7 protein-coding genes are annotated in these 12011 nt (G+C 51.8%); 4 read left to right on the top strand and 3 right to left on the bottom strand.

From position 1 onward, the window contains the following. Positions 1–83 precede the first annotated feature (83 nt). The 3 genes from T458_RS37570 to T458_RS37565 form a co-directional block, all read right to left on the bottom strand. Entirely contained in the window at positions 84–4592 is a 4509-nt protein-coding gene (locus tag T458_RS37570; protein ID WP_031305583.1) for a glutamate synthase-related protein, read from the bottom strand. 274 nt (positions 4593–4866) lie between these two features. Beyond that, positions 4867–5007: a hypothetical protein gene (locus tag T458_RS57145; protein WP_023556181.1), complete on the bottom strand. Its 141-nt coding sequence runs from the start codon at positions 5005–5007 to the stop codon at positions 4867–4869. 94 nt (positions 5008–5101) lie between these two features. Next, positions 5102–6391 carry a glutamate-1-semialdehyde 2,1-aminomutase gene (locus T458_RS37565; RefSeq protein ID WP_023556180.1) on the bottom strand — a complete coding sequence of 430 codons (1290 nt, stop codon included), beginning with the start codon at positions 6389–6391 and terminating at the stop codon, positions 5102–5104. Between the two features lie 209 nt (positions 6392–6600). Here T458_RS37565 and bla point away from each other — a divergent pair, with 209 nt between their 5' ends. The 4 genes from bla (at position 6601) to T458_RS0128645 (ending at position 11479) form a co-directional block, all read left to right on the top strand. Then, positions 6601–7533, top strand: coding sequence for a class A beta-lactamase (gene bla / locus T458_RS37560; protein ID WP_023556179.1), 933 nt, complete (start codon positions 6601–6603; stop codon positions 7531–7533). Positions 7534–7554: 21 nt separating this feature from the next. Further along, positions 7555–9564, top strand: a complete 2010-nt coding sequence (locus tag T458_RS37555) for a penicillin-binding transpeptidase domain-containing protein (protein WP_035316080.1) — start codon at positions 7555–7557, stop codon at positions 9562–9564. Between the two features lie 844 nt (positions 9565–10408). Further along, positions 10409–11125 (top strand): hypothetical protein, encoded by a 717-nt coding sequence (locus tag T458_RS37545; protein ID WP_023556176.1) that lies wholly within the window; start codon positions 10409–10411, stop codon positions 11123–11125. Positions 11126–11179: 54 nt separating this feature from the next. Next, the gene (locus T458_RS0128645; protein WP_023556175.1) at positions 11180–11479 is read left to right on the top strand and encodes a DUF5316 domain-containing protein; all 300 of its coding nucleotides are present in this window, start codon (positions 11180–11182) and stop codon (positions 11477–11479) included. The last annotated feature ends 532 nt before the right edge of the window (positions 11480–12011 follow it).

The following is a 12011-nucleotide window of genomic DNA, read 5'->3' as shown; positions in this document are numbered from 1 at the left end:
TTCCAGGAGAGAGCAAGCAAAAACAGCGGCAGTCCAGGACACTTTCACGTCCTAGTCCGCCGCTGTTTTCTTTTATCCTATTCTTACTCAGTCGACACAGACGGATCAGCCTGTTCTTTCTTCGGCGTGATCATGATGAAGTGGGACGCAGCATCGTCAATCCATTGCTGGACGCGGCTTGCAGTCTCGTACTGTTCTGTGGCGAGGAGCTCTTCCTTGTAAGCGCCGAGCAGCTCTGCTACATCGTTTTGACCCTGCTCATCCAGCTGGTAGAGGAATACCTTTGCGCCTTTTGCGATGCGGCGCTCCAAAGCAGCCTTATCAAAGCCCATTTCCGGGTTCAGCTTGACGTAGACCACTCCGCCGGTCATCCCTGCACAAATCCAAGGGCCTGGATCGCCCAGCACGACAGCCCGGCCATTAGTCATGTACTCGAAGGCAAAGCCTTTCAGGTTGGCGCGAGCCCCGATGCCGCCTAGCTCGTCACGAATCGGCTGGGTGATTTCGCCGCCGAATACCACATCGGCGCCGGAGAGACGGATGCAGGCGCGGGAATCGGCATTTCCCTGTACGATGAACAAGCCTTTTTGCGCACCGTAGCAGAAGCTTTTCCCGACGGACCCGTTGACGTAGGTTCCGTTTAAGCCTTTCGCTTTCAGGATGGAGACCCGACCGCCGAAGCTGGTTTTGCCGACGCCATCCTGCGCTCCGCCTTCGACGCGGATATTGACGCCTGCGACGTTATAGGCTGCCAGCCCATTGCCTGGGACACTTCCTGCCACGAAGTCTAGGGATACCTCCGGCAAGCTGGAATAGCTGCCGTCCAGGTGATTTTCCACTCGTGCCCCAGCCCAGCGGCTGCCGAGTACACGCTCTCCCGACAGGATGCTGGTAAAGGTCTGCTTGATCGGGCGATCTGGACTGAAGTAGCGGGAATCGCTTACGGCGGTTGCCGAACCGGCGGCTACCAGAACACGCTCCTCTGCTGCTTCTGTCGCTGTGGAGACGCTGCCTGCCTTGTACAGCGGGTGTACGGCCAGCAGGGAAGTCAGATCGATTTTTTCCTGCAAACGGGTCTGCACCAAAAGATCGGAGCGTCCGACCAGATCCTGCGTGCGGGTAAAGCCCAGCTCTGCCGTGATGCGGCGCACCTCTTCGCCAAACAGGGTGAAGAAGGTTTTCAGGCCGGATACAGCCAGGTCCGTCTGGCGAGGGACAAATCGGCGCAAGCCTTTTTCATGCGCTTCCTCCAGCGAATCGATCTGGGTGGCGATCCCTACATGGCAGGTGTCCAGATGGCAGCCGCGGCAGGTCGTACAACCTACGGCGATCATCGCCAGGGTGCCGAAACCGATTCGGTTGGCTCCTAACAGCATCAATTTCACCACATCAGCAGCACTTCTCACGCCGCCGTCTGCCCACAGCTCCACCTTGTCGCGCAAGCCTGCTTCCAGGAGGGCGTTATGAGCCGCTTTCACTCCGATCTCCGCAGGCAAACCGACGTGCTGCAAGGCATGGACACGGGCGGCACCCGTACCGCCGTCAAAGCCGGATAGCGTGATGAAGTCAGCGCCTGCCTTGGCGACACCGACTGCGATGGTTCCGATGTTGGGCACGATTGGCACCTTGACGCAGATTTTCGCCTTATCATTCGCGGTCTTGAGCTCGGTAATCATCTGAGCCAAGTCTTCAATCGAGTAAATGTCGTGGTTGTTGGATGGCGAAATCAAGTCTGAGCCGACTGTTGCATTACGGGCAGCCGCAATTTTGGCTGTTACCTTGGAGCCTGGGAGGTGACCGCCTTCGCCCGGCTTCGCGCCTTGCCCGATCTTGATCTCCAGAAGATAGGCGGCGTTGGCCAGCTCTACATTGATCCCAAAACGTCCTGACGCGACCTGGATTCCGCGCGTATGGCGGTAACGGCCCAGCATATCCTTGATCTCTCCGCCTTCACCGTTCATGCAGATCATGTTGAGTTGATCTGCCGCTTCCGGATAGGCGCGGAATGCCGTCTCGTTCTGCGAGCCAAACGACATCGAGGAGATGAGGAACGGCAAGGAGTGATTGCCTACGCTCAAATCTACCTGCTGCGGGTCGGCTTTTTTCTGCGCTTGATCAAAAGCAAAATCGGCGACGTGGCGAATCGAGATCGGATTCTCACGCTCGTTCTCCTCTACCTTCAGCGCGTAGTCGGAGTACGGAATATCTCCTGCCGCCATCTGCCCGATTGCTTTCCACAGGCGCGGGAAGATGTGGAAGGTCTTGGACTCGCGTGCCGAATCGTCGGCGTAGTCTTGATAGCGTTGCCAACTGTCCGCCTCAAGATCCGCGAAGGAAAGTCCTGCGTCCTCAGAGCCGCAGAAGTTGACGATTCCCAAAGATTGAGCGACATTCTGGCGCAGTCCGATCGAGGAGAACAGCTTGCCGTACCCGCGCAGCTCGTGAATGCCGATGGTCGAGGTCACTTTTTCCAGCCCTTTGTTCAGGGCGGAGTAGAGATTGACAGCCGATACTTCTCCGTCCTTGGCGAATGCGGTCGCAAACATCAGATAAGGGGATACCGCGTCCGCACCAGAACCAATGGAGAGAGCCAGATCGTGCAAGGAGCGAATGGCACCACTGCGCAACAGAATGCTTGCCCTGCGTCTTAGGCTGCTGCCTTGCTCGTCAAATGCCGCTTTCAACGCTTGATCTACGGTGCTTATGGCAAGCAACGGGTCGAACCAGTATTTCCCTTCGCGATGGGTGTCCGTATCATCCAAAATCAGCAGAATGGCTCCGTTTTTCACTGCATGCAAAGCCGATTCGCGCAGCCTGTCCAAACCTGCCTGAAGGCCGTCTTCCTTTGTGAAATACGTGGACAGAATCGCGATGCTTTGCGGATGGTTATGGAAATAGTGAATGACTTGCTCCAGCGAGTAGGTTCCCTGTTTTTTCGCGGCTTCCTGCAAGGATTTGCCCTCCATGAGCAGCGGGGAAGGAAGCTCCATCCGCATTCCGCTCCCGTCACGGCTGGACAAAGGCACGCGAGAACCGATCACGACGCGAGTAGAGAAATGCTCCATCTCACGGTCCCGGTCGATGGCCGGATTGGTTACGACGGCAACACTTTCTTTCATGTAGTCAGCCAAGTTTTGCCGCTCTTTGGAAAGAGCGCCAAGCGGTCCGTCATGACCCAGTGAGCGGATTGGCTCGGCTCCGTTGGAAGCCATCTGTTCTACCAATTGCACCTGCTCGCGATCCCAGCCGAATGCACTGTAGATGGAGGAAGTAGGAGCTGCCGCATCAGGCTCGGGAGCCAGAGATTCCAGTTTGTAGGAATAATGCAGATGCTGACTGGCTCCTTCTGCCTGGATTTTCTGTGTAAAACGCTCGTAAACCGTCTCTTGAAGCTGATGATGCAGGATGATTTCGACATCCTTGCCCTTATGCAGCCGCACGCCTACTTTTTCTCCCGGCGCCAGCGATTTGGGCTCACTTGCCATCTCGTTCGCCAGGATGACGCCTTGCTCAGAAGAGAAGTACAGGGAGGTCGGCCCTTCCACCATCCAGAGCGGACGCAGACCGAGCGCATCGACGCTGAAGACGCACTCGTCAGCATGACGGGAGACGATACCCGCAGGACCCTGGGCAAAATGACCCCAAGCCTGACGCAGATAGACATAGAGATCCTGCAGATGTGCAGGGAGATGCTTCATTTCATGATGAATCGGCGGGAACACCACTTCCATCGCTTCAAACAGGCTGAGGCCATAACGGTGGATAAAGGTTTCGATCGTCCGGTTCAGGTTCTGCGAATCACTCCCGCCATCGACGAGCGGCACGCCCAGCATCTGGGCTTCTTCCTCCAGCTTGCTGATCGTATTGATCTCTCCATTGTGTCCGAGCAATGAAAACGGTTGAACGCGGAAAAAGTTGGACAAGGTATTGGTGGAGTAGCGGTTGTGGCCAATCGTTACTGCGGAGAGGAAGCGTTCATCTGCCAAATCACGGAAGTAAAGAGGCAATATATTGGCTGCACCCATCACTTTGTAGGCGCTTGTATACGGACTCAAGGAAGCCACGTGGACATGATAAGCCGATTCGATCGACGTATGAACCTCAAACAGGCGGCTGGCATAGTCGGCATCCGTCAATCCCTCTGGAGCCAAAAGGGCAAGCTGCCAGAAGATCGGCTCATCTCGTTTGCCGTTATTGCCCAATACCTGCGAATCTACACAATTTTCACGCTCCAGCAGGATGGCAATGTCGTTTTGGGCAAAAAGAGTGCGTATCTGCTGCTGCACCTGCTGGGGATCGTGTCCGTTGCGAGGGACGAACAAATGGGCAACCGCAAAGCGCGGATCCACGCTCAAGGCGCTGTCCAGACCTGCTTCTTGCAAATAGTCGGCCCAGAGTGCACGAGGGATGTCGGTCAAGATACCGCATCCGTCACCTTCGCCATCGATAAAACCAGAGCGGTGTTCCATCTGGATCAAAGAGCGAATAGTCTCGTTGAGGTTGTGGCGCGTCGGCGTACCGCTTTTTTCGACGATACAGATGATGCCGCAGCTATCGTGTTCAATATGGTGGAAATTGCGAAAGGTTTCCATGGTTTCTTTTTTTTCTCTGTTTAGCATGATTTCGGTCAGTCGAAGCTGACCATCCACCTCCTACAAAAAGAATTCTGAAACTTCTAAATAATGTAGGAATCCAGAATAACACGAACAAGGAATCTGCACAAGAAAGTGAAACGGCAATTTTGTGACTGAAAGCGCTTCCCTTTTAATAAAATGTTTTTTGTCGATCAGGACACTTGAATAATCAATAAAAAAAGAGGACGTATCCCACCATTTACCAGATGGTGAGTACGTCCGTCTTTGCGGTTTAGCGGTCGTGATTTTGTGTTTTGTGATGTTCGGTTTTTCGCGGATTCTGGAAGCCCACGACCTCCATCATTTTGGAACTCATCTTGGGATCCATCGTTTTTTCAGGTGCTTTTGGATAGGTGTTTTCGCCTTTAGACATAAAGCTCCCCCTCGGAACCGCAATTATGGAAAACGAACATTCCTAGTATGTCCGCAACAGCAGCTCTCCGACCGGCGAAATCTTTTCCAGATGACTACAAGGCAGCAAAGCAGCGTTCGACTGCCGCAATCGTGTCTGCGATGTCCTGTTCGGTATGAGCGGTCGTGATAAACCATGCTTCATACTTCGATGGTGCAATGCAGATGCCTTCGTCGAGCAGAAGGCGGAAGAAGCGGGCGAATACTTCGCTGTCCGCTTTTTGAGCGGTGTCGTAGTCGTAGACTGGCTGATCCGTAAAGTATACAGCCATAGCGCCTTTGACGCGGTTGAGCTGAATCTGCGCGCCGTGTTTTTCGGCTGCGGCGCGGATGCCTTGTTCCAGCATGGCTCCGAGGCGTTCAAACTCCTCGTAGACGCCAGGCTGCGCCAGAACCTCCAGGCAAGCGATTCCCGCACGGATCGAGGCTGGATTGCCTGCCATGGTCCCGGCCTGGTAAGCAGGGCCGAGTGGGGCTACCTGCTCCATGATCTCCCGGCGTCCGCCGTAGGCACCGATCGGCAGACCGCCGCCAATGATTTTTCCCAAAGCTGTCAAATCCGGCTCGACGCCAAGCAGGTTTTGTGCGCCGCCGTAGCAGAAGCGGAAAGCGGTAATGACTTCGTCGTACACAACCAATGCCCCGGCTTGATGGGTAAGGCGGTTTACTTCCTCCAGAAAACCGGGATTTGGCTCAACAATCCCGAAATTGCCGACGATAGGCTCCACGAGGACGCATGCTGTCTCGCTGCCCCATTTTTCGATCGCTGCTGCGAAGGCGTCGATATCATTGAACGGAACGGTAATCACTTCATTGGCGATGCTTTGCGGGATGCCGGCACTGTCCGGGATACCCAGCGTGGACGGACCAGAGCCCGCCGCTACCAGAACCAGATCAGAGTGACCGTGGTAGCAGCCCGCGAATTTGATGACTTTTACGCGATTGGTATAGGCACGAGCGACGCGAATGCAGGTCATTACGGCCTCGGTTCCTGAGTTGTTGAAGCGGATGCGCTCCATCGAGGGAATCGCTTCGCGGATCATCGTCGCGAACTTGATTTCCCAAGGGGTAGGCGTGCCGTACAGCGTGCCGTTCGCCGCGGCTTCGGTAATGGCCTGGGTCACATGCGGATGTGCGTGACCCGTGATGATCGGTCCGTATGCCGCCAAATAGTCTATGTATCGATTGCCGTCTACATCCCAGAAGTAAGCGCCCTGTGCACGCTCCATGGAGACCGGAGCGCCGCCGCCGACAGCCTTGAAGGAACGGGACGGGCTGTTGACGCCGCCCAGAATGACTTCCATGGCCTGTTCATGCAGTTGTGCAGATCGTTCACGATTTTTCATCGTTTTCCCTCTTTTCTGTTCCCAAAAGTCAACCCTATCTTACCACAACTGTGAAAAGTCATGCCCTGTCAATGTCTCGATAAGGGGGAGGTTGACATCAGTTGACTACACATGTAATACTGTACTACGAACGTAATCAAATAGAATGGGAAGGTGATGACGAAAGCTGTTTCCTGTAAGTACAACATCAAAGAAAGAGGTTATCCAACATGAAAATTTTTACACAAAAAATAAAATTAGCGATGCCATTGCTGTTACTCTCCCTGTATCCGCCAGCGGGGTGCTCGGGTTCTCCGGATACAAATGCCCAGTCCGCAGCCACGGTGGTGCAGGAGGCTTCAGAAGTGGATGCAGACCAACAGTTGGGCCAATTGGAAAAGGAGTATGACGCCCGACTAGGTATTTACGCCATCGATACGGAGACAGGGCGAACCGTTTCCTATCGACCAGACGAGAGGTTCGCCTACACGTCTACATTCAAGCCTTTAGCCGCAGGTGCGTTGCTTCTTAAAAAGCCGCTCGACGAACTGGATAAAGTGATCACATACAAGAAGGAAGATCTGGTCACCTATTCCCCGGTAACCGAAAAACATGTGGAAAAAGGAATGACCCTTCGGGAAATCAGCGATGCTGCGATCCGCTACAGCGATAACACGGCCGGGAATCTCTTGCTGAAGGAATTAGGCGGCCCCGCTGGCTTGGAGACGGTACTGCAAGAGGTTGGGGATCACATTACAAAGCCGGAGCGATACGAGACCGATCTCAACGAAGCTGTCCCTGGAGATATCCGTGACACCAGCACGCCAAAAGCACTGGCTACAACACTCAAGGCTTTTACCGTGGATGGGGTGCTCCCTGCAGAGAAGCAAGACGTTCTCATCGATTGGCTGAAACGGAATACGACGGGTGATGAGCTGATTCGAGCAGCCGTCCCAGAAGGCTGGACAGTCGGCGACAAGACTGGAGCTGGAAGCTACGGGACGAGGAACGATATCGCCGTTATTTGGCCGCCAAATCAGGCTCCGATTGTCATGGCTGTGTTGTCCAGCCGAACGGAGCAGGATGCAACCTACGATAATGCGTTGATTGCCAAGGCCGCCAAGGTTGTGCTCGACTCACTCGAGCTGCAGGAGGAAAAATAGTCGGCATTAGGAGAGGAATAGATGCAAAAAACAGTTTGGTTCGGACTATGCATGCTACTCTCACTTTTGACAGGATGTATGGGACAGTCAAGTAATCCTGAAGACACTATGAATCGCTATCTGGATGCCTGGCGCAAGGCACAGTACGAAGAAATGTACGATATGCTGCTGGTTTCCACCGCAAAGGAAGTGACTAAAGAGGATTTTGTGAATCGTTTTCGCAAAATTTATGAAGGAATAGAGGCCCGCAATATCGTGATTACTCCTTTATCCGTACCGGAGGAAAGCGACGACAAAAAGACGGATAGCACCAGGCTCTACCCATACGAGATCAAGATGGATACGATTGCCGGAATGATTCAGGCAAAAGGAAAGATTCAGCTGGAAAAGGATGAAGGCGGGGAGTGGAGAGTACATCTGACTCCATCCTATATCTTTCCCGGCATGCAAGATGGCGACACGGTAAGGGTGCAAACCTTGCAAGCGTCCCGCGGTGAGATCAAAGACCGCAATGGTCAGGGAATTGCGATTAACGGCTTCGTGGAAATGATCGGAATAGTCCCAGGCAAGCTCGGGGAGGATGCTGAGAAAACAAAAGCAGCTCTTGCCGAGCGGCTGGGGATTACCCAGGAAGCGATAAACCGAAAATTGCAGGCTTCCTGGGTCAAAGATGATCTTTTCGTTCCCATTGCTTACTTGAGTAAAAATCAAGCGAGCATCGACTATAGCGATTTGCCGGGTGTCCTGAGAAAGCAGGAAAAAGCCCGTGTCTATCCTTTGGGTGAGGCAGCAGCCCATCTTAGCGGGTACATCCGGGAAGCAACTGCGGAGGAAATAGCGGGCAGATCGGACCACCTGTACGGACCAGGCGACTTGATCGGCAGAGCGGGATCGGAACAGGTATATGAGGATATACTCCGGGGGCGGGACGGCAAACGGATCTCGATCGTTGATGCGACGGGCAAGACAAGGGAAGTGTTGGCCGAAACCGCAGCGGTCAACGGGCGTGACGTTCGCTTGACTATAGACGCGGATTTGCAAATATCGTTATACGAAGCGATCCGTGAAGATGCCGGCACAGCAGTTGCGCTTCATCCGAAGACAGGGGAAATTTTGGCGTTGGTGAGCAGTCCGGCATACGATCCGAATGCATTCATCACGGGAATGTCTGACGAACAGTGGGATGCATGGAATTTGAATCCCGATAAGCCTTTTCTGAATCGGTTCACCAAGCTGTACTCTCCCGGCTCTACTTTTAAACCGATTACAGCAGCAGCCGGTCTGGAGCTGGGTGTCAGCTATGTTGAAAAAGCCCGGGAAATCAAAGGCTTGCGATGGAGCAAAGACAGCAGCTGGGGGAGCTATTATGTAACACGCGTGAAGGACAGTCCCAAGGTCAATCTGAGGGAAGCCCTTCTCTATTCGGACAATATCTACTTCGCCCAGGAAGCGCTGGAAATCGGCGCCGATGCTTTTTTGAAAGAAACGGGAAAGTTTCTCAGCAACGTGAATCCGAATATGACATACCCTTTTCCCAAAGCAAGCTTGAGCAATCACGGCATCAAGAATGAGATCCAGCTGGCTGACTCCGGATATGGACAAGGCGAGGTCGTCATGACCCCCCTGCATCTTGCTCTGGCATACACCCCATTCCTCAATGATGGGGTTCTGATCCCTCCCGTATTGGACTATCAAGAGGGGGACGCTGTCGGGTCTTCTGGAATCAGCGTCATTTCAGCAGACACTGCCAAGCTCATCCAAAGCATGCTGGCAGATGTCGTAAACCATCCGGGTGGTACTGGTTACGGAGCAAAAATAAAAGGCATCGAACTAGCAGGCAAGACAGGGACAGCAGAACTAAAAAACAAAAAAGAGCAGAAGGGGCAAGAAAATGGCTGGTTGGTCACTTTCGATACCGCGGAGTCAAAGCTCTTGCTTGCCATGATGGTGGAAGGTGTAGAAGGACGCGGGGGCAGCGGTTACGTAGTGAAAAAAGCCAGACCCGTATTGGAAGAGTATTACAGGAAATAGAATCAATTCAGATCATGGCGAGAAGGAAAGGGAGTTCTTCCTGGTACACCCGACTGTTGGAGTTGTCGTGCAATTGCTTGAAGATTTGAAGGCTAGTCACGCGTCCGAGGATTCAAAAAATGAGGACGATGCGGCTAATTTGGCCACAGAAAAAATAGCCAATCTCATAAAACAGGGGTTACGGAGGTGGGGGGAGCCGCGCTGTGCCCTGATTTTGCTATCGGTACTTCCAAAACGATCCCCAAAAAAGTGATGAATTTACGGGCTATTACACCGTAGAAAATGAACTGGAAGCGATGGAAAGCGATTTAAATTCTAAACTTATATGAAAGCGAATGGGCAATTCGTTGACCTTATCAATCAAATGGACTCTTCATATTCGCCTAGTGAAAGTCGTAAATTTGATATTGACGAACTTGATGCTTAATCACAAAAAGGAGCCTATATTTCAAGGTTCCTTTTTTCCTTTGTACAACAACAGTCTAATGGTTTATTTTCCCTTAACAACAGAGGAAGTTTGGGTCCCGAAAATTGGAAAGCGTGTAGATTGAAAAGCTCTCCGATCGTGCATCCAGGAGGGCTTTTTTTGCGTGGGCGTTGCGGTAACCGATGGCCACCGCCGGGGGTCAGGGGCATCGCCCGATAACCAGAGACGCAAGCGCCCGACAAAGCCCTCGAGGTTCCCGTGCGCTTCTGAATCCCTCCGGCCCCTAACGCAACGTTTCGCTCTGTTTGCAGCGATGTTCAATATAATTTTTCATATAGGACTCTAGTAGCAAAAGTAAGAAAAACAATATCTATCTGAAAATAAAATGATATACTGGAAAAAAAAGGAGGTATGTACATGAAAAGAAAAGTACTTTCTATCTTGTCAATCCTGTCCTTGGTAGCAGCCTTTTCTGCAGGTAGTTCGTTTGCAAAAACAAATAACATCCAGGAACGTAACCTAGAAGGATATAATATTGTTCAGAAGAATCAAGAAGTAACTGATCTGAATACACTATACGAACTGGCTAAAAAGAACTCAAAAGCGAAAAGCAAACATACATTAGTTGACCCAAAAACAGGAGAGCAACTCGCTGTTGAAGAGTTTGTAACTTCGCAAACTTTGCAAATTGCGAAAAATGATAAGGGAGAACAAATAGAAACCGTTGCTGTTACAAAGCTTGTTGTCCTTGCTGATACCTCTAAGACTGACTCTGATTGGGACTCGACCTTGGGGGTGAAAGCTACTTCCACAATTTATTTAGACAAAGTAAAAGACCCACGGGGGGCTTTGCATTACAAGCTTATAAGCGTGAATGGGAACTGGAAAAAAGACGATTCCACATATAGCTTAACAAATCGCGTAGTAGAATATGGTGCGGCAGGGTGGAGTTATTTCGGCAACACATTTGGCCAGAATGAAACCAAAAAGCCTACCTCCGATACATTTAACTATACAGCCCCTTCTTCATGGTACCCTTCAACTACCGATAACGGAGCCGTGGGAGTAACGATGACAGTCAAGCTGAGTAAAGGCGGCAGCAGTTGGAACTTCGAGTTCGTAAATAACATGTAAAACAAATCATGGCAGATATTTAATCTGCCATGACTTAATTTCAGGAGGAATATTATGAAAGGTTCTTTAATAATCGGTTTGGGATTACTGATTATTTCCACGATATGGTCTCTGATTGCTAATGATTTATCACTTATAGTTAAACTCTCAGGGAGCTTCGGTGTGATTTGTCTCCTTCTCTCTGCAATTTTTGTTGGCGCAATGAATGATGGAGATAGAATAAGATCCTACGATAATTTAGAAACAAAAGACGATAGACGAACCAGAAGAAAATGGGCAATAAATTTAGCCATAGTCGGATTGCCAAATTTAATAACAGCAATACTGATCTTAATATTCAAATTCGCTAAGTAAACAAAGCATATCGTGGGTCCCGTGGAGGCCAATAATCAGCAGACCAGGCGATCAACTCGATCTGCCGAATTCAGTGGACAATGAAGTTTAGTTCCAAAAAGGATACATGCTGCAAAATACAAGCTCTCTGATAGCATTATTCGGGGGGCTTTTTTTTATCGACGTTACGGCAGCCGATGGCCGCTGCCGGGGGTCGAGGAATCACGCGATAACCAGAGGCCCTAGCCGGCCGCAAGACGCCTGACAAAGCCCTTTAGGTTCCTGTGGGCTTCTCCCTCAGGCCCCTAACGCATGAGGGAGAAGCCAAGAAGGAATGTATATGGCTGCGTCATACTCCCTAAGGCTACGCCGTGTCGCCCTACGGGTACGGTGAGCCTCGCGCCTCGTGGTCGTTCTGAGCCACGGCGATGGCCCGCCGGGGCCGCCCATCATTTTAACCCTAAAGGATTCGATCGCATGTCCGGATGCAGGTAGACTTCCTTTCTTTAGCAGGTGTGCCATTGCGTTGCTAAACGGCAATGCAGTCGCTATA

This window comes from Brevibacillus panacihumi W25 (assembly GCF_000503775.1).
Taxonomy (GTDB): Bacteria; Bacillota; Bacilli; order Brevibacillales; family Brevibacillaceae; genus Brevibacillus; species Brevibacillus panacihumi_A.
This window is presented reverse-complemented; position numbering and strand designations above follow the sequence as displayed.

Bases quoted from the DNA above. Each gene is read 5' to 3' on its own strand.
- T458_RS37570 (WP_031305583.1), bottom strand. From the start codon at position 4,592: ATGGAAACCTTTCGCAATTTCCACCATATTGAACACGATAGCTGCGGC.
- T458_RS57145 (WP_023556181.1), bottom strand. From the start codon at position 5,007: ATGTCTAAAGGCGAAAACACCTATCCAAAAGCACCTGAAAAAACGATG.
- T458_RS37565 (WP_023556180.1), bottom strand. From the start codon at position 6,391: ATGAAAAATCGTGAACGATCTGCACAACTGCATGAACAGGCCATGGAA.
- bla (WP_023556179.1), top strand. From the start codon at position 6,601: ATGAAAATTTTTACACAAAAAATAAAATTAGCGATGCCATTGCTGTTA.
- T458_RS37555 (WP_035316080.1), top strand. From the start codon at position 7,555: ATGCAAAAAACAGTTTGGTTCGGACTATGCATGCTACTCTCACTTTTG.
- T458_RS37545 (WP_023556176.1), top strand. From the start codon at position 10,409: ATGAAAAGAAAAGTACTTTCTATCTTGTCAATCCTGTCCTTGGTAGCA.
- T458_RS0128645 (WP_023556175.1), top strand. From the start codon at position 11,180: ATGAAAGGTTCTTTAATAATCGGTTTGGGATTACTGATTATTTCCACG.